Source organism: Sorangium sp. So ce145, from assembly GCF_051525985.1.
GTDB lineage: Bacteria > Myxococcota_A > Polyangia > Polyangiales > Polyangiaceae > Sorangium > Sorangium cellulosum_B.
Genome location: NZ_CP150315.1, coordinates 6,550,284 through 6,574,324 on the forward strand (window position 1 = coordinate 6,550,284; position 24,041 = coordinate 6,574,324).

The 24,041-nt window shown below is 71.0% G+C and carries 22 protein-coding genes; 13 read left to right on the forward strand and 9 right to left on the reverse strand.

Annotated elements, in window-relative coordinates:
* Nucleotides 1–13: 13 nt before the first annotated feature.
* Nucleotides 14–673 carry a carbonic anhydrase gene (locus WMF34_RS23935; protein WP_012237264.1) on the forward strand — a complete coding sequence of 220 codons (660 nt, stop codon included), beginning with the start codon at nt 14–16 and terminating at the stop codon, nt 671–673.
* 216 nt (nt 674–889) lie between these two features.
* Here WMF34_RS23935 and WMF34_RS23940 read toward each other — a convergent pair whose 3' ends face one another.
* The gene (locus WMF34_RS23940) at nt 890–2,116 is read right to left on the reverse strand and encodes a cytochrome P450 (RefSeq protein WP_012237265.1); all 1,227 of its coding nucleotides are present in this window, start codon (nt 2,114–2,116) and stop codon (nt 890–892) included.
* A 507-nt stretch (nt 2,117–2,623) separates the two neighbouring features.
* Here WMF34_RS23940 and WMF34_RS23945 point away from each other — a divergent pair.
* The 4 genes from WMF34_RS23945 (at nt 2,624) to WMF34_RS23960 (ending at nt 8,002) form a co-directional block, all read left to right on the forward strand.
* Nucleotides 2,624–3,814 (forward strand): STAS domain-containing protein, encoded by a 1,191-nt coding sequence (locus WMF34_RS23945; protein WP_012237266.1) that lies wholly within the window; start codon nt 2,624–2,626, stop codon nt 3,812–3,814.
* 31 nt (nt 3,815–3,845) lie between these two features.
* Entirely contained in the window at nt 3,846–5,174 is a 1,329-nt protein-coding gene (locus WMF34_RS23950; RefSeq protein WP_437989228.1) for a cytochrome P450, read from the forward strand.
* A gap of 123 nt (nt 5,175–5,297) precedes the next feature.
* Nucleotides 5,298–6,833, forward strand: coding sequence for a hypothetical protein (locus tag WMF34_RS23955; RefSeq protein WP_437989229.1), 1,536 nt, complete (start codon nt 5,298–5,300; stop codon nt 6,831–6,833).
* Complete coding sequence (locus tag WMF34_RS23960) at nt 6,821–8,002, forward strand: hypothetical protein (RefSeq protein ID WP_437989230.1); 1,182 nt, start codon at nt 6,821–6,823, stop codon at nt 8,000–8,002. The genes WMF34_RS23955 and WMF34_RS23960 overlap by 13 nt, the downstream gene beginning before the upstream one ends.
* A gap of 169 nt (nt 8,003–8,171) precedes the next feature.
* Here the strand turns inward: WMF34_RS23960 and WMF34_RS23965 are convergent, their stop codons facing one another.
* The 5 genes from WMF34_RS23965 to cysK all read right to left on the reverse strand — a co-directional run bounded on the left by WMF34_RS23965 (nt 8,172) and on the right by cysK (nt 11,720).
* Entirely contained in the window at nt 8,172–8,882 is a 711-nt protein-coding gene (locus WMF34_RS23965) for an HPP family protein (RefSeq protein WP_012237270.1), read from the reverse strand.
* Nucleotides 8,883–8,974: 92 nt separating this feature from the next.
* Entirely contained in the window at nt 8,975–9,241 is a 267-nt protein-coding gene (locus tag WMF34_RS23970; protein WP_437989231.1) for an SDR family NAD(P)-dependent oxidoreductase, read from the reverse strand.
* Nucleotides 9,238–9,651, reverse strand: a complete 414-nt coding sequence (locus WMF34_RS23975) for a hypothetical protein (protein WP_012237271.1) — start codon at nt 9,649–9,651, stop codon at nt 9,238–9,240. Before WMF34_RS23975 ends, WMF34_RS23970 begins: the two co-directional genes overlap by 4 nt.
* A gap of 108 nt (nt 9,652–9,759) precedes the next feature.
* Nucleotides 9,760–10,734: a serine O-acetyltransferase EpsC gene (gene epsC / locus WMF34_RS23980; protein ID WP_437989232.1), complete on the reverse strand. Its 975-nt coding sequence runs from the start codon at nt 10,732–10,734 to the stop codon at nt 9,760–9,762.
* A complete protein-coding gene (gene cysK / locus WMF34_RS23985) occupies nt 10,731–11,720 on the reverse strand; it encodes a cysteine synthase A (RefSeq protein ID WP_012237273.1) in 990 nt (329 codons plus the stop codon). The genes epsC and cysK overlap by 4 nt, the downstream gene beginning before the upstream one ends.
* 561 nt (nt 11,721–12,281) lie before the next feature.
* Here cysK and WMF34_RS23990 point away from each other — a divergent pair.
* The 5 genes from WMF34_RS23990 to WMF34_RS24010 all read left to right on the forward strand — a co-directional run bounded on the left by WMF34_RS23990 (nt 12,282) and on the right by WMF34_RS24010 (nt 17,953).
* Nucleotides 12,282–13,187 carry a family 2A encapsulin nanocompartment shell protein gene (locus WMF34_RS23990; protein WP_437989233.1) on the forward strand — a complete coding sequence of 302 codons (906 nt, stop codon included), beginning with the start codon at nt 12,282–12,284 and terminating at the stop codon, nt 13,185–13,187.
* Nucleotides 13,174–15,162 carry a family 2A encapsulin nanocompartment cargo protein cysteine desulfurase gene (locus tag WMF34_RS23995; protein ID WP_437989234.1) on the forward strand — a complete coding sequence of 663 codons (1,989 nt, stop codon included), beginning with the start codon at nt 13,174–13,176 and terminating at the stop codon, nt 15,160–15,162. The genes WMF34_RS23990 and WMF34_RS23995 overlap by 14 nt, the downstream gene beginning before the upstream one ends.
* Before the next feature lie 188 nt (nt 15,163–15,350).
* Nucleotides 15,351–15,665 carry a rhodanese-like domain-containing protein gene (locus WMF34_RS24000; protein ID WP_012237276.1) on the forward strand — a complete coding sequence of 105 codons (315 nt, stop codon included), beginning with the start codon at nt 15,351–15,353 and terminating at the stop codon, nt 15,663–15,665.
* Between the two features lie 64 nt (nt 15,666–15,729).
* Nucleotides 15,730–17,610 carry a DUF885 domain-containing protein gene (locus WMF34_RS24005; RefSeq protein WP_437989235.1) on the forward strand — a complete coding sequence of 627 codons (1,881 nt, stop codon included), beginning with the start codon at nt 15,730–15,732 and terminating at the stop codon, nt 17,608–17,610.
* A 109-nt stretch (nt 17,611–17,719) separates the two neighbouring features.
* Nucleotides 17,720–17,953, forward strand: a complete 234-nt coding sequence (locus tag WMF34_RS24010) for a hypothetical protein (protein WP_012237278.1) — start codon at nt 17,720–17,722, stop codon at nt 17,951–17,953.
* A gap of 122 nt (nt 17,954–18,075) precedes the next feature.
* On the opposite strand, the gene WMF34_RS24015 is transcribed toward WMF34_RS24010, so the two are convergent.
* Together WMF34_RS24015 and WMF34_RS24020 are read right to left on the reverse strand one after the other, a co-directional pair.
* Nucleotides 18,076–18,591 (reverse strand): hypothetical protein, encoded by a 516-nt coding sequence (locus tag WMF34_RS24015; RefSeq protein ID WP_044969061.1) that lies wholly within the window; start codon nt 18,589–18,591, stop codon nt 18,076–18,078.
* Nucleotides 18,592–18,781: 190 nt separating this feature from the next.
* Nucleotides 18,782–20,422, reverse strand: a complete 1,641-nt coding sequence (locus WMF34_RS24020; RefSeq protein WP_012237280.1) for a c-type cytochrome — start codon at nt 20,420–20,422, stop codon at nt 18,782–18,784.
* Nucleotides 20,423–20,840: 418 nt separating this feature from the next.
* Here WMF34_RS24020 and WMF34_RS24025 point away from each other — a divergent pair, with 418 nt between their 5' ends.
* The 3 genes from WMF34_RS24025 to WMF34_RS24035 all read left to right on the forward strand — a co-directional run bounded on the left by WMF34_RS24025 (nt 20,841) and on the right by WMF34_RS24035 (nt 23,518).
* Complete coding sequence (locus WMF34_RS24025) at nt 20,841–21,791, forward strand: hypothetical protein (protein WP_437989236.1); 951 nt, start codon at nt 20,841–20,843, stop codon at nt 21,789–21,791.
* A gap of 159 nt (nt 21,792–21,950) precedes the next feature.
* Entirely contained in the window at nt 21,951–22,436 is a 486-nt protein-coding gene (gene ybaK / locus WMF34_RS24030; protein WP_437994663.1) for a Cys-tRNA(Pro) deacylase, read from the forward strand.
* 248 nt (nt 22,437–22,684) lie between these two features.
* The gene (locus WMF34_RS24035; RefSeq protein WP_437989237.1) at nt 22,685–23,518 is read left to right on the forward strand and encodes a hypothetical protein; all 834 of its coding nucleotides are present in this window, start codon (nt 22,685–22,687) and stop codon (nt 23,516–23,518) included.
* Here the strand turns inward: WMF34_RS24035 and WMF34_RS24040 are convergent.
* Nucleotides 23,492–23,956: a DUF2243 domain-containing protein gene (locus WMF34_RS24040; protein ID WP_231864221.1), complete on the reverse strand. Its 465-nt coding sequence runs from the start codon at nt 23,954–23,956 to the stop codon at nt 23,492–23,494. The two genes, WMF34_RS24035 and WMF34_RS24040, sit on opposite strands and share 27 nt — an antisense overlap.
* Nucleotides 23,957–24,041: the final 85 nt, after the last annotated feature.

Here is a 24,041-nt window from a genome sequence, read left to right on the forward strand (position 1 = left end):
GTGGCCGGTCAGCATGGGACTCAGCAACGCTCCGCCCGCCTCTCCCGTCGTGACGGCCGATCAGGCGCTGGAACGCCTCATTGAGGGCAACCGGCGCTTCGTGGACAACATCCGCGGCGAGCACGTCGTGATGGGACCGCGGGCGCGGGCCGCCCTCGTGGAGGGGCAGCAGCCCTTCGCCATCATCCTCAGCTGCTCGGACTCGCGGGCGCCGGCGGAGCTCATCTTCGACCAGGGGCTCGGGGACCTGTTCGTCATCCGGGTCGCGGGCAACGTGGTGGCGCCCTCGCTCGTGGGCAGCGTGGAGTTCGCCGCCGCCGCCTTCGGGACCCGCCTTGCCGTGGTGATGGGCCACTCGCGTTGCGGCGCCATCGACGCCACGCTGAGCGAGCTGCTCGACGAGGACCACGGCGGCCCCCTCACCGACAACATCCGCGATATCGTCGAGCGCTGCCGAGCTCCCGTCGAGACGGTGGTGAGCGCCGCCGGCCGCGACGCCGACAGGAGCTTTCTCCAGCGCGAGGCGGTGCGCGCCAACGTGCGCAACTCGTGCGATCACCTCCGGCACGGCAGCCGGCTTCTCGAGCGGCTGTGCACCGAGGAAGGCATGCTGATCGTGGGCGCCGAGTACGCCCTCGAGACCGGCAAGGTGACGTTCCTCCCGCGCGCGTGACGAGCCGGCGCGCCTCGTCGCTGCACGCCAGTCGGCGCCTCGGCGCATGAAGCGAGTCGCTGTGCACGGATCGCCGCACGAGGCGAGGGCGAGCGCATCTGCCTCGCCCTCGTCCGGCGACGTGGGAGGCCGTCGCACCGCGACCGTTCCGGGTGCTCCAGGCACACCACACGATCCGCAACCTCAACCTGAGGGACGAGATCAAAGACATCCTGATCAGGCGGTGGCGCGGCTCCGGCGCAGGACGAGCGGGAGCGACTCGAACCCGAGCGGCATGATCGCCCGCGTCTGCCGCAGCGGAGGCGCCTCGCCGGGCGTGATGGACTCATAGCAGTCGAGGAGCGCGTTCAGGGCGATCCGCGCCTCCATCCGCGCCAGCGCCGCGCCGATGCAGAAATGGGTCCCCTGCCCGAACGCCAGGTGCTCCGCCGGAGGCCGGTCGAGCCGGAACGCGTCCGGCTCCTCGAAGACGGCGGGATCCCGGTTCGCCGCGCCGAACACGACGTCGACCAGGTGCCCTGCCGGAATCATCACGCCGCTCACGTCCACCGGCCGCGTGGTGACACGCAGGAGGCGCTGCACGGGGCTCGAATGGCGCAACGTCTCCTCGATGATCGGCCCCACCAGGCTCCGATCCTGCTGCGCGCGCCGGTAGAGCTCGGGCCGCTCGGACAGGAGGTGCGCCATGTTGCCGATGAGGTTCGTCGTGGTGTCGTTGCCGGCGACGAGCAGGCCGACGCAGAAGCCGACCGCCTCGGGCGTGTCGAGGCGCGCGCCGTCGATCTCGGCCTCGACGAGCGCCGAGATGAGATCGCCTGACGGCGCGCGCCGTCGCGCCTCGAGCTCCGCCGCGAAGAAGTCGACCATCGCCTTACCGCGGCTCGCGCGCTCCTCCGCCGGGATACCGCTGTAGGACATCACGGACTCGGACCAGCTCCGAAATTGCACATAGCGCTCCGCCGGGATACCGAGCAGGGTGGCGATCACCATCATCGGCAGGGGCATCGCGTAGGCGCCCATGAGGTCTGACGGCCCGTCGCCCGTCGCTTCGAGCAGCGAGGCGGCGAGGCGGCCAATCCACGGCTCGAGCTCCGCGATGCGCCGCGGCGTGAACGATCGGCTGACGAGCCTGCGGAGGTGGGTGTGCCGGGGCGGATCGTCGTGCAGCAGCGTGATCCGCGGCAGGACACGGATCTTGTCGGTGACGTTCGACGAGAACGTCTGGGGATCCCGCAGCGCGGCGAGCACCTCCGCGTGGCGCAGGAGCGCGTAGGCGCGGATTGGCTCGCCGAGGCCCGCCGCGCCGCCCGCGGGCACGCGCGCATAGAGCACCGGAGATCGCCCGCGCAGCGCGCGGTACGCGGGGTAAGGATCGGCTATCACCGAAGGCGCGGAGAGGTCGATCTGCTCGGGCGAGGGGCTCGGGGCGGTCTCGGTTTCCATGTCGAGCTCAGAGCGGCGCGGCCGCGCTGCCGGACAGCACATCCAAGCGGTTCGTGGAAGTCAAGTCCTTTCCCCTGGCGTGACGACAGCATAGGTGACCTCATGGAACTCTGGGCGGCGTCCGCGCGATCACCGTCATGAGGAGCGCAGTCTTCGTATCGCGTCCGCCCCCCTCGCCTCGCGGCGTTCCGGGCCGAACGGATTGAACAGCATCCTGGACATCGATCACGATCACACATCGGGAATGGCCTTAGCGCGAGTTCCGGATCTACCCGGCCTCAGCCGGAGATGTGCGGCTTGTAATCTCGCAATGCAAGCTGGAACCCTCGCTGGGATCGAGGCATTTGGATATCTCCGGGCGCTCGTCATCGCGCTCGCGGGTCCTGAGAGGGGTGAGTCCGCTGACGCCGATTCTTGGTCAAATACACGCGCGATCCACGGCCCCTACGAACGAGGTGAGCACAGGTAGGAGGCCTGAATCGGGCTTGGGGGAGGGCAACATTCGTCATGACACAGCATTACACGAGTTCACGCGACCCGTGGGAGGCAGCCTATCTCTACTCCCCCGAGGCGCTGTTCGTAGCGAATGTCGACGGCACGCTGTCGCACTGGAGCGAGTCATTCGGCCGCACGGTCGGGCACGCGGCCACGCCGGGGACGGCGTTCTTCCAGCTCTTCCACGACGACGATCGGGAGGCGGCCCGGGCGAAGTGGTCCGGGCTCCTGGAGGCGACCGGGTCCGTCGAGCTCCGCGGGCGGGTGATGACGGCCGGGAACGTGTATGCGTCCTTCTCCTGCGTGCTGCGCAGAGCGCCGCACGGCCAGGAGGTCTACGGCTCGCTGCACGCGACGTCCGGCGCCGACGATCACCCCGCCGCCGAGCCCGGGAAGGGAGAGGACGCGGACATGCTCCGCGCCCTCTCCGACAACCTCCCTGTCATCGTCTGGTCATGCGACGCGGCGGGCGTCATCACCCGCCACGACGGGAGGGGCCTCTCGGGGCTCGGCCTCAAGCGGGGGCAGCTCGTCGGGACGAACCTCTTCGACGTCTTCGCCAACGCTCCCGAAGGCACGGAGAACGTGAGGAGGGCGCTCCGCGGGTCTCCCTCCCATTCCATGAGCCACGTCCCCGCCAACAATTCGTTCTGGGAGAACTGGATGGTGCCGATCCAGAGTCCGCTCGGAAACGTCGAGTCCGTGATCGGGCTCTCGCTCGATGTCTCGGAGGCGAAGAGAGCGGAAGAGGAGCTCCGGCTACGGCTGCTTCAGATCCAGAAGCAGCAGGAGGTCATCGGCAAGCTCTCGACGCCCATCATCCAGGTCTGGGACGGGGTGGTGGCGCTGCCCATGGTCGGCGTCGTCGACAGCGCGAGGACCGCCGACGTCATGCAGAGCTTGCTCGACGAGATCGTCCGCACCAGCGCGCGCTATGCGATCCTGGATCTCACGGGCGTCGAGATGGTGGACACGCAGGTCGCGAATCACCTGATCAAGCTCGTGAACGCCATCCGGCTCCTCGGCGCGGGCGGGATCATCTGCGGCATCAGGCCGTCGGTCGCGCAGACGATCGTCGAGCTGGGCCTCGATCTGAACAGCATGGTCACGCGGTCGAACCTGCGGGCTGGAATCATGTTCTGCATCAACCAGATGCGCCAGGCCGCGTCGACGCCGGCGACGAACGGCTCCCCGGGCCGCTGACCCGCGGCCCCTCCCCTTCTGCTCGCGCGTCATGCTCTCCCTGGGTCGAACCGACCACGACAGCTTCCCCACCGCGGCCGGAGAGCTGCCGGTGCTCGGTCACCTGCCCGTCCTTTACCGGGACGCCATCGGCCTGCTGCGCCGCAGCCGGAGCGCGCTGGGCCCGCTCTTCTGGGTCAACCTCGGGTTCGCGCAACGCCGGCTCTTCTATGTCGGAGCCGACGCCCTCGATCTCCTGCGCGCGCCGGAGGTGGTCATGGACCATCCGGAGCACATCAAGGGGATCGTGGGCCGGTCGATGGCTGCGCAGGACGGGCCCCTGCACCGGCACATGCGCTCGGCCATCAACCCCTCGTTCTCCCCGCAGGGGTTCGCCAAGGAGGCCGCCGCCGCCATCGCCTCCGCGATCGCCGCGAAGATCGACGCCTGGCTCCAGCAAGAGAGCTTCGCGGTCCATCCCGCCATGCGGGATCTGACCCTCGACATCATCCTTCGCATCTGCGGCGTCCCGACAGGGGATATACGCGCCTGGAGCCGGGCCTATCGCGAGCTGTTCCTGGGTGTTTACCCGATCCCGGGTCGTCTGCCAGGCATGCCCGCGTACCGCTCGGATCGCGCGCGCGCCTGGATAGACGACCGCCTGCGGAAGCTCCTCGCGCTCGCTCGCGGGGGCGGCGCCGCGGGCTCTCTCGTCGAGATGCTCTCGAATGCTCGCGACGACGAAGGCGAGCCTCTGTCGGACCAAGGCATCGTCGACAACCTTCGCGCGATAGTGCTCGCCGGACACGAGACCAGCGCCTCCATCCTGGCGTGGATCGTGATTGTCCTGTCGCGCCGGAGCGAGGTGTGGAGCGCGCTCTGCGACGAGCACGCGGCCGCGCCGGACGCGCCCGTGCCCATGTCCGCGAGAGAGGCGGACCGGCTCCCCGTCGCCAACGCCATCTTCCGGGAGGTCCTGCGGATGTACACGCCGGTCTGGTTCATCTTCCGGACGGTCACCGGGACGATCACGCTGAGCGGCAGACGCATCCCTCGAAATACGCCGCTGGCCCTCAGCCCCGCGCAATTCGGTTATGATCCATCGCTGTTCCCGGACCCCGACCGCTTCGATCTGAGCCGCTGGAGAGATCGCTCGAACCCACCGGGTCCGCTGGAGCTGGCCGCGTTCGGCGGGGGGCCGCACTTCTGTCTTGGATACAACGTCGCTTGCGTCGAGGCGCTCCAGCTTCAGCTCATCCTCGTCCGGGCGTTGCGCCGCGCCGGGCTCGTTCCACACTTGGAGGGCGCTTCACCGAAGCACGTATACTTCCCGACCGGGCATCCGACGGCCGCGACGCGGGTCGCCTTTCGCCGGTGCTGAACGGGCAAAGCTCGAGCGCCTTCCAACGCATCGAGCGATCGACCGCGATCGCCGACGGGACGACGCCGCTCACCATGAACACGGTCGCCGGCGGCAGCCGGCCCTCACTGGGTGGATCAGCGCATGAACACCTCACCGCATTCGAGTCCTTCCGATCACGCTCTGGCCGTCCTTCGCGAGCTCGTGGCGGAGCTCGGGCGAGGCGGGGGTCTCGTCAGCCCGTCGGTGTACGACACCGCCACCGTGCTGATGTTCGATGTCTTTCCCGGCGCCAGGGCGAGCATCATCCCATGGCTCCTGGATCAGCAGCGGTCGGATGGGGGCTGGGGGCTCTCGTCGGTCCCACGCGCGCGCGATCTCCCGACGCTGGCGTCGCTCGTGGCCCTCCATCCCTACCGCGAGCTCACGCCGCAGGTACGCCGCGCCTGCGAGGGGGGCCTCGCGTTCCTGCGCAACCAGGCGGCGCATTGGGAGACGTCCTTGCCGGACGACATCCCTGTCGGGCTGGAGCTGCTCATGCCCAGGCTGCTCGACCGGGCCTCCTCGCTCGGCCTCGGCGTCGATTGGGGCCCGTACAGGGCGCTCATCGCGCTCGGCGAGCGGCGCCGGGCCTTGATCGGCAAGGCCCGGCCGGCGGCCGGCAGCGCGGCGTCGCACTCGTGGGAGGGCTGGGGGAGCGGCCCCTCGCCCGACCTCCTCGACGTGAGCGGCGGCGTCGGGCACAGCCCCGCGGCCACGGCCGCCTGGCTTCACGCGTCTCGGGACAAGGTCGGCCTCGCGGCCGCACGAGCGGTGGCGCGCGAGTACCTGCTCCGAGCGAGCGACGCGACCGAGGTCGGGATCCCCGGCGTCGTCCCCACGGTGTGGCCCATCGGCCGATTCGAGCAGGCCTGGGTCCTGTATGCGCTGCGGGCCTTCGATCTCCTCGACCATCCCCGGCTGGGCGACGTGGCGCGGCCGCAGCTGCTCGACCTCGGCGCCGCGCTTCGCCCCGAGGGCATCGGCATGAGCGACGCCTTCACGCAGGACGGCGACATCACCTCGACGGTCATCGCCACCCTGGGAGAGCTCGCGGCGCCCCGCGCCATCGAGGCGCTGCGGCGCTTCGAGCGAGGCGGGATGTTCATCACGTACGCGAACGAGCTGCAGCCCTCGCTCACGACCAATGCACACGCGATGCACGCCCTCGCGTCCCGCGGGGAGAAGGCGTCGGAGCCGGCGCGGTATCTCCTCGAGCGCCAGCAGCCGGACGGGCGGTGGGTTGGCGACAAATGGCACAGCTCCTGGCTTTACACGACCAGCCAGGTCATCCTGGCCCTCTCGCACGAGGGGCAGCTGCCCGCCGTGAAGCGGGGCTTGGAGGCGCTGCTGCGCGCCCAGCGTGGCGACGGCGGCTGGGGAGCCGGCGGCGCGCCCACCGCGGCAGAGACGGCGTACGCCGTGCTCGCGCTCCGCGCCGCCCGGAGGAACCGCGAGCTCGAATCGATGGCGCGGGGCGCCTGGCGACGGGGGCGCGACTGGCTGATGTCGAACCATGACATCGGCGCCGGCCAGGAAGATCTCCGCTGGATCGGCAAGGAGCTGTATTGCCCGGCGCGGGTGGACCGCGCGTGGGTCCTCGGCGCCCTCCTCGCGTCGCAACCGTCATGGGAAAGCTAGACGACCTGATGGAAAGGACGTGGCAAAGCCACGTCTTCGGCGACTCCTACCCGACCGCCGTCGGCCGCCGCGCGCTCTCCGAGAGGATGCGCGCCGTCCACGCGTGTTTTCTCGAGAGGTTCCGCCCGATCGTCCAGGGCGCCTTACCCGACCTCGATCCGGAGCACGTCGAGCGCGTCGTGCGCCAGATTGGCCCCAAGGCGACCGCGTTCTGCGCCGCGATCGCGATCGAAATCGAGGAGGTCGAGCGCCTCGCCGAGGTCTCCATCGTATTTGGGCTCCTGTTCCTGTTCGATGGCCTGATGGATGACGGGGACCTTGCGATGGCGGTCGCGACGCACCGGTTCATCGAGGTTCACGCGCCGCGCCTGCGCCTCCCCGCGTCGAACGACGCGAAGCGGCTGGCGTCCGCCGTCCTCCGCAGCGAGCTCGACGCGGCCAGGGCGCCGCGCCCCGATCCCGCCCTCGTCGCGGCGCGCGCTCGGCCTCTGGCGGAGGTGGCGCGCCTGCTGCATCGCCTGAGCTCTCCCGAGGATGCGGGCGCGCTCATCGAGTCGCCCGTCGCCGGCTTTCTGAGCCATGGCTCCGCCATGCGGCAGCTCAGCCAGCGTTATCTCGAGCGCGAAGAGGGTGCGTTCTGGGACGACCACGCCGACGAATTCGTCGCGCATGCGATCGGGAGCATTCAAACGGCCGGGACGATCGCCGTCGTCTACAGCCTCTACCGGAGCGCGCGCCCCGAGCTCCCCACGACAGGACAGGTGCTGGCCTCCCCGGCGGTCAGGCGCGTGTGCGAGCGATTCGCCGACGCGGCTTCGCGCATCTTCGACGACGTGGGAGATCAGGACGTCGATCGGCGCTCGGGCCCCCGGGGCCGGTTCGGTCTCAACCTCTTCAACCATCCGAACCGGAGGCTCGTCGAGGCCACCCTGCGGTTCGTCGGCGTCGATGACGAGGACGTCATCGCGGCGACGCTGCGCGACCTCGCCGCCGACGACAGCGCCGGGGATGGCCGCGTCGTCGAGCGGTTCGTCGACGTCGTGCGCGGAGGCGTGGCGAGCCTGCCGGCGGAGTGCTGGCGCGACGCGGGCGTGTTCCTGATGCTCCTCAAGAGGATCATCGAGTCGGGATACGTGAACACGCTGGGCGACGCTGCGCTCGCGGAGTGACGCCGCGGCGCCGGGCGCGCCGCCCGGCGGAGCGCTGCTGCCCAGGGGGCGCTCAGGAGAGCGCCTTCGCCATGAGGCGCGGCGCGACGCGCGACGAGGCGCCTTGCCGGCATGGAGCGACGACGCGAGTCGCCCGTCCTCGGCCGCCCGGCGACGGGAGGCCCTTGGATCAAGGAGGAGGCGGAGGCGGCGGATCCTGCTCCGGGCGCGCCTGCCGCGGGGCCCACAGCGGGTAGTCGACGCCGGCGAGGCGATTGATGAGGATGGCCTGGAGCGTGAGCAGGACGACCCCACCAAGGAGCACGAGGAGCATCGGAGGCCGTGACAGGATGCCCAGCGAGACGATCAGCGTCGTCGCGCCCGCGGGAGGGTGTGGCGCGCGGGCGAGCACCATGAGGCCGGCCGTGAGCCCCAGCGAGAGCGCCGCGGCGATGGCGCGCGGCAGGGTCACCCCGGTCGCGGTCGCCGGCCCCGCGTGCGTGAGCCCGGTGATGAGCAGGCTCATGTACGCGACCGCGATGCCGATGCTGTGCCCAACGATGGTGGTGCGCGGCGCGGCCGACGCCGCCGTGGGAGTGTAAAAGAACAGGAAGGCAGTTGGCCCGAGCGACGGAAAGACGAAGGGCGACTTCGTCACCACGGCGAGGGCCGCCATCAGACCGATGCTCACGAACCCGTTCACGCAGCTGAAGACCGCGAGCACGGGTATCTTGGAGTAGCGCTGGAGGAGCCACGGGAGCCTGAGGCGCGTGAAGATGCCGCGCACCACGTCCGTCATCTCGCCGCCGAGCGGGTGCCGCGGCGAGATCGGGCCGTAACCGCGCCCGTTTCCCCATAGCTCCACCGCCGCGGGGGTCGATTGCCTGTCTCTCTCTGTCATCCTTCGTTCCTTGCGAGCGGGCCGCGCGTGGACGCGCCCGCTTCCGCGGCTGCACGCTCGCCGGCGGGCGCCACGGCCAGCTCACCACGATTCTACCCCGGGCTCCGCGGGATGGATCGGGGATCTCGCCCGGCGCGCTCGAGCATGCCGGGCAGCGCCGCCTGCGCGCTCACGAAGCCGCCGAGGCAGTTGATCTTCCAGTCGTCCTCGAGCTCTCGCGGCGCGAGCTCCAGCGCGCCCGCGACGCGGAAGGCGCTGGCGTTGTAGATGAGCACCTCGACCGGCCCGAGCGACGCCTCCACGCGCGCGAAGGCCGCCGCGACGGAGGCCGCGTCGGTGGCGTCCCCCGGGACGCTCAAGGCGCATCCCTCCACTGCCGCACGAAGAACGGCCACGCGTCGTGGAGGTACAGGCCGAAGGGGATCCACCAGACGAGATCGTTCGTCAAGCAGAGGACGGCGGACCGAGGCGGCCACTGCCCGGTGACGAGCAGCGCCGCGAGGCCGATCGGCCCGAGCACCTTGCCGAGCAGACCGACGCCCGCAAGGAGGAACCCGCGCTCGGGCGCGCGCGCGACCTCCGCATAGAGGATGGCGTACACCCCGACGACCATCCCCAGACAGGCGAAGATCTGCGGGTGATTGAGGGGTTCCATGCCCGCGAAGCGAAAGAGCCATTGCGGGTCGGCGGCGGCGTAGAGCCCCCAGCAAGCGTTGTAGAGGGCAGCCAGCGCGAAGACGGTGCGGTGCAGGCGGCGGCGGGGGATCATCGCGGGGCGGCCTCGGCGGACGCCCGGCGCTCATACACCGCATCGACGCCGGGCACGAGCCGGATCTCGCCCGCGCCGAGCGCGGCGTGACGGCGCGCTCGGCCCCCGTCAGATGCCGCCGCCGTCCTCGAAGACGTCGCTCCGCACCTGGGCCTGGCTGATACGGCTGTTCGGCGGGACGCTGCGCGTGAGCCACACGTTGCCGCCGATGCTCGATCCGCGGCCGATGGTGATGCGCCCGAGGATCGTGGCGCCGGCATACACCACCACCTGCTCCTCGACGATGGGGTGGCGATCGATCCCCTTGATGGGGTTCCCGCTCGCGTCGCGCGGGAAGCTCTTCGCGCCGAGCGTGACGCCCTGGTAGAGGCGCACGCGCTCGCCGATACGGCACGTCTCCCCGATGACGACGCCCGTGCCGTGATCGATGAAGAAGCTCGCCCCGATCTCGGCGCCGGGGTGGATGTCGATGCCGGTGTCGGCGTGCGCGATCTCGGAGAGGATGCGCGGGATGAGCGGTACGCCGAGCGTGTAGAGCAGGTGCGCGATCCGGTGGTGCATGATCGCCGTGATGCCCGGATAGCAGAACACCGCCTCGTCGATGCTGGTGGCCGCCGGGTCGCCCTCGAACGCCGCGCGCACGTCGGTCTCGAGCAGCTCCTGCACCGCGGGGAGGCCCGCGGCGAAGTCGCGCACGATCTCGGCCGCGCGGCCCTCGCGGCGGGCGGCCTCGCGGGCGTCGAGCTCCCTCGGGAAGCCAAGGCCCCTCCGGACCTGCTCGTGGAGCGCGAGCAGCGCCGCGTCGAGCGTGTGCCCGACGAAGTAGTCGGTCCCCTCCTCGGTGAGATCCGCGGGCCCGAAGTGCGCCGGGAAGAACACAGCGCGCAGATCGCGCGCGATGCCGACGAGCACCTCGCGCGACGGCAGCGCCTGGCGCCCGAGCTTCTGGCGCGCGCCGTCGATCCCCCGGCCGGCGGCGCGCAGCTCCGCGACCACCGAGCCGAGCGCCCAGGACGCGCCGGACACGGCGGGCGCGGCGGGCGCGGCGGGCGCGCGGAACCCCCCGTGATCGGCCTCGCTCATGTCGCGAGCCCCTTCTCGTCGAAGAGCCCCTCGAAGAGGGCCGTGCTCAGGTAGCGCTCGCCCGAGTCGGGGAGGATGACAACGATCGTCTTGCCCTCGCTCTCCTTGCGCTTCGCGATCCGCGCCGCGACCGCCACCGCCGCGCCGGACGAGATCCCCGAGAGGATGCCCTCCTCGCGCGTCAGCCGCCGCGCGTAGGCGATCGCCTCCTCGTTGGTCACCTGCTCGATCTGATCGACGATCGACAGATCGAGCACGTCGGGCACGAAGCCCGCGCCGATCCCCTGGATCTTGTGCGGCCCCGGCCTGAGCGGCTCCCCGGCGCGCGTCTGCGTGAGCACCGGGCTGTGCGCGGGCTCGACCGCGACGGAGGTGATCGCCTTGCCCTTCTGGTGCTTGATGAAGCGCGATACGCCCGTGATCGTGCCGCCGGTCCCGACGCCGGACACGAGGATGTCGACCTTCCCGGCCGTGTCGTCCCAGATCTCCGGGCCCGTCGTCCGCTCGTGGATCGCGGCGTTCGCCGGGTTCTTGAACTGCTGCAGGAGCACGTACCGGCTCGGGTTCGAGGCGACGATCTCCTCCGCCTTCGCGATGGCGCCGCTCATCCCCCGGGGCCCCTCGGTGAGCACCAGCTTCGCGCCGTAACCCACGAGGAGCTTGCGGCGCTCGATGCTCATCGTCTCGGGCATGGTCAGCGTGAGCGGATAGCCGCGCGCCGCCGCGACGAAGGCCAGCGCGATGCCCGTGTTGCCGCTCGTCGGCTCGACGATCTCCTTCCCCGGACCGAGGAGCCCCCGCTTCTCGGCGTCCCACACGAGCGCCGCGCCGAGGCGGCACTTCACGGAGTACGCCGGATTGCGTCCCTCGATCTTCGCGAGCACGAGCGCGCCCGCGCCGTCGACGGCGCGACGGAGGCGCACGAGCGGCGTGCGGCCGATGGATTCTGCGTTGTCTTCGAACCAGCCGCGTGTGACGTTCGACATGGGCCCTCCGGGGTGCGACGGCATGCCTCCGCGTCCTCGAGGTCGGAGGACGTCGAGCGGGCAGCGAACGCCGCGCTTGATTACCAGCGGATATTCGTCTAACATAACGGACAGAATCCGCCAACCACTTTGTGCCCGCCTTGTGCCCGCCTAGGTCGGTCGCCGCTCAGCGATCGTGGCGCGTCGGAAGCGCGCCGGTGGCTCGGGGCCGGCACTCGATCGCCTGGCTTCTGTCCTCAACACCGCAACGCCGCCGCCACGATGCCGCAACGCCGCCGCCACGATGCCGCAACGCCGCCGCAACCCCCTTGAGCGTTGACCTCAGCTGAGGTCCGCCCGCTTCACCATCCACCACGCCGCGCGCGGCGGCACTCCACGATCATGGAAAACCATCCGTTTTAAAGGAGTCCAGCATGGTGGAAAACACATCTGCTTTACAGGAGGAAAGCGTCCTGGGCATCATGAGCGCCATTGCGCCAACCCGCGTAGAAGTTGTAGTAATGGCCCAGCTTTGGCGGAGATAATCCCCCCACACGCCAGAGATCGAGGAAGGGCCCTGCCATGACAAACGAAAGCCATTTGCTTGGCGAGCGCGCCGCAAGGCAACACGCCAACACGAGCAAGACTCCGCCCCAGTGGGCCGGTGCCACCCCGCGTTGGCTCGTACAGCTGCTCCCCTGGACGCCCGTCGAAGCAGGCGTGTACCGCCTCAACCGGGTCTGCAGCAACGATTTCGCGGTCGATTGCAGCCCGGATGACGCGGCCGAGCTGCCCGTGGCGCGCATCCACTACGAAGAGCAGCCGCGCGAGTACGTGCTCAACACGGTGACCACGACGATCCAGGTGCACACCCGGATCTCCGACCTGTTCCGCAGCCCCATGGATCAGGTGAAGGAGCAGCTCACCGTCCTCGTCGAGAAGCTCAAGGAGAAGCAAGAGGACGAGCTGCTCAACAACGGCAACTACGGCCTGCTCAACAGCGTGCACGAGAGCATGCGGGTCAAGCCGCGCGGCGCCGGCCCCACGCCGGACGATCTCGACGAGCTCATCGCGCGCGTGTGGAAGGAGCCGGCCTTTTTCCTGGCGCACCCGCGCGCCATCGCGGCGTTCGGTCGCGAATGCACGAAGCGCGGCGTTCCGCCGCCGACGGTGACCCTGTTCGGCTCGCAGTTCCTCACGTGGCGCGGCCTCCCGCTCATCCCCACCGACAAGCTGCACCTCGCGGGCAACAAGACCGATATCCTCCTGGTCCGCACCGGCGAGAAGAAGCGCGGCGTCGTGGGCCTCTTCCAGCCCGGGATCCCCGGCGAGGTGAGCCCGAGCCTGTCGATTCGCTTCATGGGCATCAACCAGCTCGGGGCTGCCTCGTACCTCGCGTCCCTCTATTGCTCGGCGGCGGTTCTGACCGAAGATGCGCTCGGCGTGCTCGAGGGCGTCCAGGTGGACAGCTACTATGAGTACAAGTGAGATCCAGACAGCGGATCTCCAGGGTGCTCTGACGCAGGTGACTCGCGCCGTGGGGAGCTCTGGGATCGCGCCCTTGAACGTGCCTCTCTCGGCGCCGGGCGGCGCGCCCGTGCCGGCGCCCGCCGGCCCTGGCTTCGACCCCGCCTCCCTGGCCGCGGTGATGGCGCAGCTCGCGAACGAGATGCTCGGCGCGCCGTTGAATCAGGGGGCGGCGGCGCAGGGGGCCCCGCTGCCTGGCGCCGCGCCGTCGCAGTCACCCGTCCCGCACCTGGCGGCGGCTGGCGCGGCGCCGTCACCCGTACCGGGGCCGTCCGCGGCGGCGGCCCCCGTCTACCCCGGGTCGGCCCCCGCCTACTCCGGGTCGGCCCCCGCCTACTCCGGCTCGGCCCCCGCCCATTCGGGCGCTGTCCCCCCCTATTCCGGCGCCGCGCTGCCGGCTCCCGGCTCGGCCCCCGATCATTCCGGCGCGACGCCCGCCTTTCCCGGCGACGTGGCGCTGCCGGACTCGACGGTGCGCGCCGGCTTCGTCCGCGTCCCCCTCGTGGGCTCCGATCCGCTGAGCCTGGGAGCGACCGACGAGGTGCTCCGCATCCCGGTGCTGGACGATCTCGCGGGCCGCGACGCCGACCCGTACTTCGTGCCCGGCGCGCCCGCGCTGGGCATCGAGTCGCCTGTCGGCCCTCCCCAGGTCGAAGCCCACGAGATCCGCGCCGTGGATCCGGCGCTGGTCCGCGGCGTGAGCGGCTCGGCCGGCATCCTGGACCCGCACGCGATCCGCCGCGACTTCCCCATCCTCGAGGAGCGGGTCCACAACAAGCGGCTCGTCTGGCTCGACAACGCGGCGACGACCCAGAAGCCCCGGGCCGTCATCGATCGTCTCTCGTACTTCTACGAGCACGAGAACTCCAACATCCACCGCGCGGCGCACGCGCTCGCGGCCCGCGCGACGGACGCGTACGAGGCGGCGCGCGAGGCGACGCGCCGCTTCATCAACGCCCCGTCCACGCGCGAGATCGTGTTCGTGCGCGGCACCACCGAGGGGATCAACCTGATCGCCCAGAGCTGGGGCCGGAGGAACGTGGGCCCGGGCGACGAGATCGTCATCACGTGGCTCGAGCACCACGCCAACATCGTGCCGTGGCAGCAGCTCTGCTCCGAGAAGGGCGCAAGGCTCCGTGTCGCTCCGGTGGACGACCGGGGCCAGGTGATCCTCGAGGAGTACGAGAAGCTGCTCGGCCCGCGGACGCGCATCGTCTCGATCACGCAGGTGTCGAACGCGCTCGGCACCATCACGCCCGCCCGCGAGATGGTGGCGATGGCGCACCGGCACGGCGCGCGCGTGGTCGTGGACGGCGCGCAAGCGGTGTCCCACATGCGCGCGGACGTGCAGCTCCTCGACTGCGACTTCTACGTGTTCTCGGGCCACAAGGTGTTCGGCCCCACGGGCATCGGCGCCGTCTTCGGCAAGAGCGAGGTGCTCGACGCGATGCCGCCTTGGCAGGGCGGCGGCAACATGATCGCGGACGTCACCTTCGAGCGGACGATCTACCACCCGCCGCCCGCGCGCTTCGAGGCCGGCACCGGCAACATCGCCGACGCGGTCGGCCTGGGGGCCGCGCTCGACTACGTGACGCGGATCGGGATCGAGAACATCGGCCGCTACGAGCACGAGCTGCTCCACTACGCCACCCACGCCCTCGCGACCGTCCCCGGGCTGCGGCTCATCGGCACCGCGGCCGACAAGGCGGGCGTGCTCTCCTTCGTCCTCGATGGGCAGCGCACCGAGGACGTGGGCGGGGCGCTCGACCGGGAGGGCATCGCGGTGCGCTCGGGCCACCACTGCGCGCAGCCCATCCTGCGCCGCTTCGGCCTGGAGAGCACCGTGCGCGCGTCGCTCGCCCCCTACAACACCTGCGAGGACATCGACGCGCTGGTTGACGCGCTGCATCGGATCCAGATCGGGAGGTCCCGCTGACTGGCCGCCCGGCGGCTGTCCGCTGATGCGGATGCCGCCGGGCTCTTTGCCAGCCGCCCACGCCACCCACCCCCCTGCTGGGATGTTCGAAACAGGCTGAACACGCGGGATTTCGCAGGTTTTCGTCTCGACGGCGAACTTGTGTCCCCCGGGTTGCCACGGTCGCACGCGTCCGTTATAATGGACGCATGATCCAGACGATATCGCCCAGGGACGCGGACGAGCTCATCAAGAGCGGGGAGGTGGACGTTGTGGATGTGCGTGAGCCACGCGAGTGGTCGGTCGGACACGTGCCGCACGCGCGGCTGGTGCCCCTCGATCAGCTGAGAGCGGATCCGCAGCGGGCCCTGCCGCGCGATCGGGTGGTGTTCGTGTGCGCGAAGGGCGCTCGGAGCTTGACGGCGGCGAAGCTCGCCGAGCGGCTCGGGTTGAACCAGCTCTACAACCTGGATGGCGGCACGAGCGGCTGGGTGAAGGCGGGGCTTCCGCTCGAGCACAGCTGAGCTGGGCTCACGCCGGCCGCATTTGCCCCGCGTTGCGGCTGGCGCGCGGCGGCGCCGTCGCAAGATGTGCGGCATGGTCCTGCGCGCACTTCGCACCTCCGTCCTCGTCCCTCTGTTCGCCGCTGCGTGCGCCCGAGGCGCCCCGCCTCCTGCCGCCGCGCCGGCTCCCCTGCCCTCGCCGGAGCCCTCGGCGGCCACGCCCACCGCGCCCACCGCGCGCTCGGCGCCTGCCGCGGCCCGGCCACTCCCGGCCTGGGTCGAGCGCAGCAACGAGCACGCAAAGGCCCTCCTCGACGTGCTCGTCCGGTTCTCGCCGGAGCGCGCCGGAGCTCTGGGGATCGAGCGCGCGGACCGGGAGATCGCGGACCTCTCGCCCGGCGTCGAGGCGCAGAAGCGCGCGGCCTTCCGCGCGGCCATCGTGGAGCTCCAGAAACGGCGAGAGACCGAGAAGGACCCGGCGGTCGCCGAAGATCTGCAGATCTTGGTGGACGCCGCGGACCGGGCCGTTCGCGGCTCGGAGCTCGAGGAGAAGTACAGCGTCACCTACGTGCACGTCACGGGGCTCGTGTTCGACGGCATCTCGAGCCTGCTGGACGACCGGGTATCGCCGGCGCGGCGAGCTGCGGCCCGCACGCGCCTCCGGCGTTATGCCGGCATGGAGGCGGGCTACGTGCCCATCGCCGAGCAGGCCATGGCCAGGCTCCTCCAGGACCTCGAGAAGCCCGGCTTGCTCGCCCCGCCCAGGATGGAGATCGAGCGGCACCTCGCCACGAATGCCCGCGTGCGGGAGGGCATCGGTGAGCTGTTCAGGAAATACGGCATCAGCGGCCATGACGAACCGCTCGCGGCGCTGAACCGCCAGCTCGAGGCGTACGACGCGGCGCTGCGCCGCGACGTGCTCCCCCGGGCGCGGACCGACTTCGCGTTGCCGCGGCCGCTCTATGCGTTCGCGCTCGAGTCGTACGGCGTCGATCTGCCGCCCGCCGAGCTCGCGCCTCTGGCCCACGCCGCCTTCGAGGATCTGACGGCGCAGATGCAGGAGCTCTCGAGATCGGTCGCCAGGGCGCGCGAGCTGCCAGGCGCGGATTACTGTGACGTGCTCCGCGCCCTGAAGAAAGAGCAGCTGGTGGGCGAGGCCATCTTGCCGCATTACAAGGCGCGTCTGGCCCAGATAGAGGACATCATCAGGAAAGAGCGCCTCGTCACGCTGCCCGAGCGGCCCGCGCGCATCCGGCTCGGCACCGCCGCCGAGAGCGCCGAGACGCCAGCGCCGCACATGCGGCCGCCGCGGCTGCTCGGCAACCAGGGGGAAGTGGGGGAGTTCGTGTTGCCGCTCAGCCTCCCGGGCCCTCCCGGCGCCGCGGACGAGCTGCAGAAGGTTGACGACTTCACCTATGCAGCGGCGTCGTGGACGCTCACCGCCCACGAGGCGCGCCCCGGACACGAGCTCCAGTTCGCCTCGCTCGTCGAGCGCGGCGTCTCGATCGCCCGGGCGGTCTTCGCGATGAACAGCGCCAACGTCGAGGGGTGGGGGCTGTACTCCGAGGCCCTCGTGTTCCCGTTCATGCCGCCCGAGGGTCAGCTCGTCTCGCTGCAATACCGCCTGCTGCGGGCCGCGCGCGCCTTCCTGGATCCGGAGCTCCAGGCCGGCAAGATCACGCCCGCGGCCGCGCGCGCGTTCCTTGAGCAGGAGGTGGTGCTGTCGGCGCCGTTCGCTCGGTCCGAGGTGGAGCGTTACACGTTCCGCGCGCCGGGACAGGCGACATCGTATTTCTACGGGTTCACCCGGCTGATGGAGCTCCGGGCAGAGGTCGAGTCCATGATGGGCCCCCGCTTCGATGCGCAGCGATTTCACGATTTCGTGCTCGCCCAGGGGATCCTGCCGCCGGAGCTGCTGCGCAAGGCCGTGTTCGAGCGATTCGTCGAGGATCAGCCGGCGCGCTGAGCGAGGAGGAGCGAGCGAAAGCCGTCTCGATCCCGCGCGGGGTCCCCTTGCCGCACGCCTCGCCGGCTCCACCAGTCGTGTCGGGCACGGGAGCGCCGGAGGGTGACGCATGGGAACGAACGAGAAGAAGGCAGCGGAGCGACAGCCGGAATCGCCTGAAGACGCCGCGGCCGGACCCGGGGCGACGAGGGCGAAGACGCCCAAGGAGCGGAGCCCGCAGACGCCGCTCGATCGCGGCGGGGCGCTCTCGCAGCGCGAGGCGTGGGAGCCGGTGGACGAGGCGTCGGACGAGTCGTTCCCCGCGAGCGACCCGCCGGCCTGGACGCCTATTCACCCGGGCTGAGCCCGGACCCCGCTGTGTTGCAGCTCATTGCGGCGGAGCCAGCGCCCGCCCCTGAGCTGGCAGAAGCGGCGCTCGGCCTGGCTCATCGCCAGATCACCGGACCCTTCGCCGGCTGCGGCTCGTCACGGCTCGGGAACGCCCTCTTCGAGCCACGTCCGCGCGCTGTCGGCGGTGAGCTTGAAGTCCGGGGGCACCCTCGACCGCCTCACGGTCTCCCCTGCCGCGTCTCGCCCCGTGAGGATGGCGTGCGGATCGTCCTCGTCGGGCACGATGTCGAGGTCCACCCGCATCCGGGCGCCGCCCCCGACCACCGTCGTCACGCTCCGGTGCAGCTGCGCCCGGCGTTGCTGGTCGTGCCGCGAAAGGATCTCGTTCGCCGTCTTCACCAGGGTGGCGAAGGCGCTGGCGTCGAGGGGCTTCGGGTTCTTCTTGTCACGCCCCATCGTCCACGGCCCCACCAGCGAGGGCTCGCTCTGGCCGTCGCATGTCATCTCGACTGCCCACCCGTCGTCGTCCTCGTTCTTGATCACCCGCGCCGTCCACCCGTTCCCCTTCCACAGCTTGGGGTCCTGATCTTCAGGGCGGATCGGGCGCGTCTGCCCAACCTCGTCGTCCGTTGCGTCGTGCGTCGTGTCCATGGGCGCGTCGGTGTACCCGCTGCGCCCCCGGCGCGTCCACCCCGCCGCGCACGTCTCGGGCATTTCCTGTCAGCACCTGGCAGCCCTGGACCTCCTCCACGGCGACCATCGAGCCCGCTCTGGCAGGCCAGCAGGCCCGCGCTCCCCCCGCGCCACCATCGCTCGGCGCGCCTCGCCAGGCGCGCGCCGGTCACAGCGTCTTCAGGTACTCGACCAGATCCCAGCGCTCCTGCTCGGTCAGCGCGGGCCCGATGACGCCGTTTCCGAGCGGTCCGTCGCGGTATTCGTGCCCGGCGTTCGAGTTGCCGGGGATGTCCGTCACGAGCTCGAACCCTCCCTGAAAGGGCTTCACCTGGAGGCCGACGTGCTTCGGGTCGAACTCCGCACTGCCGAGGTAGAACCTCTTCGAACGCCGGTCCGCCGGCAGGAGAAGCTCGTACAGGTTAGGAACGGAGCCATTGTGAAGATACGGTGCTGTGGCCCAGATCCCGTTAAGCTCCCGCGCCTTGTACGCGCGCGGCGCGCGCCACTGGTTCGGGCGATACCCATCCCACACAAGCCGTTGCTCCGCCGACAGGCCGTACTCCTCGTACTTCAGCTCGCGGATCGCCGACGTACCGAACTCCAGCGCCTGCGCCATTCCCATCTTCCCGAGCCCGAGCGTCCCCAGATCCGCCGTGCGCTCGTTGAAACTCACGGCGTGTGTCGGATCGGTGCCGATCAACTCGAGCGGGGACATCATCGCTCGCCGGAAGCGCTTGCCGTGTTCATCCGGGGGAGTCCACCCAGGGTCATGACAGCTCGCGCAGTGCATCCTGTAGAGACGCCCGCCGCGTGCCGCCCGCTCCCGGTCGATGCTGCCGAGCAGGTGCTCTGGCCAGCGCGGCGCGCGGAGCTTCTCGACCTGCTGCTCGATCAGGTGCAGGTTGTCCACCCGGATGCTCGACTGGAGTTGCCATTTCGCCCCTTGTGGCGCGGGGTCGAGCCGCGTGTGCGTGCCCACCCCCAGGGCCTCCCCGATGTTGCGCCCCATCGGCTGCATGATGGATCCGTTCCATTGGACCCAGTCGTAGCTCGGCGCATCCCAGAGGTGAGGATAGTCGACCGGCGCGTTGGCCACGCGGAGGTTCTCCGGATTGAGCTGACCGAACAGCAGGTTGCCGGCGCGCCCGAGCGCGTCCAGCCTGCCAAACCCGGCAACGGCGGCGTGAGGCCCCGCCGCGCCCCCGGTGAACGCTTGTAGGCGGACCACCTCCAGCATCTTCTCCATCTGCGCTCGCAAGGCACGCGTGGAGTCCTCGCCGTAACGGTCCTTGAGCACCGCCCGGGCGAAGCGATCCAGCTTCTCCGGCGTCTTCAGCGTGCGGTCGAGCGCGCCGAAGATCGCATCGATGAAGGTGACCACGTCGATCGTCGCCGGGCCGCCGTCGATCCGGATCCTCGCTCCACGGTAGGAGATCTGGCGGGTGTGGCAAGTCGCGCACGTGAACCCGACGTACACCTCGCGCGTCTGGGGGTCGACGTCCCTGGCGAACCCCACCGGGAGGCGCTCAGGGTTGTTCTTCGCGTCCGGATCGTCGATGAAGCGATAGCGCGCCACATAGTCGCTCGTGGCGAACCGTTCCGCGCTGTCTTCCCGCTCGAGCGCAAGGAACCACCCGAACGGGAGTAGCCTGGCGCCCTGGGAAGCGCGGTAGAAGATCCGACGCTCCTCGTCGCCCCATCCCTGGTCGAGGTACACGGCATCGCTCGCGCCCCGGCCGCCCTTCGCGTGCGCGCAGCCGGCCGCCGCAACCGCCGCGAGCGCGATCGCCCCCATCTGAATCCACATGACCGTCCCCCCTTCGACAAGTCCGGTGGCGACGCCCGCGGCCGCCAACACCGCAGGTCCGAAGCCTTCGATAGCTCGTTTCCACTGACCGGCTCTCGCGAGCACGGTATGGATCCATCAGCGCGCCGCCGCGATCCACCCAGAACAGCGCGCAGCAGCGCGGCAATGCGCAGGGAGCCTACGACCGCACACAGCCGAGTCAAGCCGCGGGCAGCCAAGGGGCGACTCCGGTGGTCGGTGTCTTGGACGTGCGTTGGAAGAGCATCTTCCCAGGGACTCCGGGCTCGTCGACCTGGCGTCAGATCCCGAACGGCCACCGCCCGCGCAGCGCAGCTCCCGGACGCCGCTCGCGGGCGCCGCGCGCCTCGGAGCGCGGGTGCGGGCTGACTGACGGCCGCGGAGCTGCGACACTCCGCGCATGCTCCTCCACCGGCGCCCCTTCCTGGCCCTGTGCGCCTCAGCCCTCGCCCCGAGCGCCGCCCTCGCCGACCTCGCCAGCGCCGCGCCGCCCTCGCCGCCGCCCGCCGGCGCCGCGCCGCCCTCGCCGCCGCCCGCCGCTTCCCCGCCCGCCTTCGACGTCCGCGACCTCCAGGTCCCCGGCGATCGCGCCCTCGGCAGGCGGTTCACGCTGCTCGTCCCGAAGCACCTCGCCCCGGGCGAGCGCGTGCCGCTGCTCGTGCTCCTCCACGGCCTCGGCGAGACCGGCGACGAGCGCCTCGGCGCCTTCGCGTGGCTAGAGCGGTACGGCCTCGGGTCGGCCTACGAGCGGCTGCGCCGCCCGCCGCTCGGCCGCACCTCGCGCCGGAAGGACTGGACCGACGCGCGGCTCGCCGAGGTCAACGCCGCGCTCGCGGCGCGGCCGTTCGGCGGCCTGGCGATCGCGTGCCCCTTCACGCCCAACGTCCACAAGGCTCCGAACCCCGCCGCGGCGCTCGACGGCTACGCGCGCTGGCTCGCGGAGGTGGTCCTGCCGCGCGCCCGCGCCGAGGCGCCCGCGTTCGACGACGCGGCCCGCACCTCGCTCGACGGCTGCTCCCTCGGCGGCTTCATCGGGATCGAGGTGTTCCTCCGCAGGCCCGAGCTCTTCGGCGCCTGGGGCGGCGTGCAGTCCGCCATCAGCGCCCACCGCGCCCCCGCCTACGCCGACCGGCTCGCCAGGGCCATCGCCGCGGCCGGGCCGCGCGATCTCCACCTGCTCACCAGCGAGGGAGACCCGTTCCGCGACGCGAACGCCGCCCTCGCCGCGCAGCTCGCGAAGCGCTCGATCCCCCACACCCTCCGGGTCCTGCCGGGCCCGCACGACCAGCCCTGGCTCCGCGAGGCCGGCACCATCGAGATGCTCCTCTTCCACGACCGGCGCCCGCGCTGAGCCGGCGCCGCGCGCCCGGCCGCCTACCCGAGCAGCCCCGCCTCCCGCAGGAAGGCGCCCTCGACCGCGGCGTGGTCGGCCTCCACGTCGAGGCGCGCGAGGACCGAGCAGAACCCGAACTGGAGCCGGTTCGGGTATAGCATGGCCCGGCCCATTCCCATGAAGACCAACGCCGCGCGCATCCTCGACAGCCTCGGCATCCCGTACGAGCTGCGCACCTACGAGGTCGACCCGAGCGACCTGACCGCGGGCACCGTGGCCAGGAAGATCGGCCTGCCCCCGGAGCAGGTGTGGAAGACGCTGGTGGCGCGCGGCGATCGCCACGGCGTCTGCTTCGCGGTGGTGCCCGGCAACGCCCAGCTCGATCTGAAGGCGATGGCCAGGCTCACCGGCGACCGGAAGGTCGACACGGTGTCGCTGAAGGAGGTCCAGCCGCTCACCGGTTACGTGCGCGGCGGGGTCACGGCGCTGGGCGCGAAGAAGGCCTATCCCGTCTACGCGGACGAGACGATCGAGCTCTTCGACCTCGTCTCCATCTCGGCCGGCGTGCGCGGCACCCAGATTCTCGTCGCTCCCGGCGATTATCTGCGCGCGACCAGGGCGAAGGTCGGTGCCATCGCGTCGCCGGACGGCGACGCGGTTTGAACACGTCGCCGGACGGCGACGCGGTTTGAACACGTCGCCGGACGGCGACGCGGTTTGAACACGTCGCCCGGCGGCGACGCGGTTTGAACACGTCGCCCGGCGGCGACGCGGTTTGAACACGTCGCCCGGCGGCGACGCGGTTTGAACACGTCGCCCGGCGGCGACGCGGTTTGAACGCGCAGGCCGCCGGATCCGCGGTATGATGGCAGAGTTCGCCTCCGGTCCGGCGCCGGGCGGCGACGAGGGATATGACCAGAGCGGCATGCGACCTGCGCGATCCGAGCGAGCTGAGCACCGCCGAGCTGCGGCAGCGGTGCCGGGGCTGCAAGCCGTGGGAGCTCGGGCTCGGCGCGGTCCAGCTGGCCGCCTCGGCGGCGGCCGGAGGCGCCGTGCTCGCGGCGGCCGGCGCCTGCATTCCGGGGCTGGTCCAGTGCATCAGCGTGGGTCCGGCGCTCGCGGCCGGGCTCGCGGTCTGGGAGTCGATCGGCGTGGCCAGGGGGTGGCTCCCGGGCGTGGCGTACCGCGATGAGCTCGCGTTCCGGGCGTGGCACGCGGGGCTCTCGCCGTGGGTCGGGCCAGGAGCGCAGCGCCGCTGGGCGAGGCGCGCGCTGGCGCGCCGGCCCGCGGCCCCCGACTGGCTGCTCGTCCTCGAGGGCATCGCGCCGGCCGGCGGAGGGCGCCGCTGGGTCAAGGTCGAGCTCTCGCTGTCCCCCTCCTCGGACGGCCCGTTCCGCTCGCAGGCCAGCGGGCACGCGCTGCTGCGCGCGGGCGGCGACGGCGCAGAAGCGGCGCACGAGCGGCGCCTCGCGATCGACGAGCTCGACGACCTGAGGCGGGCCGTCGCAGAGCTCCCGGAGGCGCTCTCGCTGGACCCCCCCGCCTCGCCCCGGGACCCCGCGGTGTTCAACGGCCGCTGCGAGCTGCTCATCGCCAGGAAGACGCCGTTCGCCGCGGCCCAGCTGACGAGCGCGTTTCCGTCGCTCGAGGCAGGCCCTCAGGGGCCCTCGCAGTCGCTGCTGCACCGCCTGGTCCAGCTGGCCTGGCGCGGGGGCGAGTCAGGCCCGAGCCGGCGCGGCCGCTGACGCGGGCGCCTCGCGCATCAGGCGACGGCCGACCAGCATCAGCAGGACACCGGACGCGAGAAAGGCCAGGTCCCAGCCGAGCTGCCCCGGACCCGGACGGACATGGTGGATCTGCAAGAGGTGATGATCGATCACCCCCTCGACCAGGTTGAACAGCCCCCAGCCCATGGCAGCGGCGCCCGGGAGCATCCGTCCGGGGAGCTCAGCTCCGCCCGCGCGCAGGGCGCTCCAGAGCTTGATGACACCTGCCACGGTGAGGCCCAATGCGACAACGCCGAACAGACCGTCGGCGAAGATGTTCCGCCTCACATCGTCGATGGTCGCGCCTGGATGGCAGCTGAAGCAGATCAGATGATGCCACTGCAGGAGCTGATGAAACAGGATGCCGTCGATCAGGCCACCTACGCCCATGCCGAAGATCACCCCCGCCGTCTTCACGGCGCGTGATGTCCTCGTGGCGGCGGTGATCTCCAGCGGGCGGGCTGTGCTCATGAAATCCTCCTGAGCGCGCCCCCATGCGAGC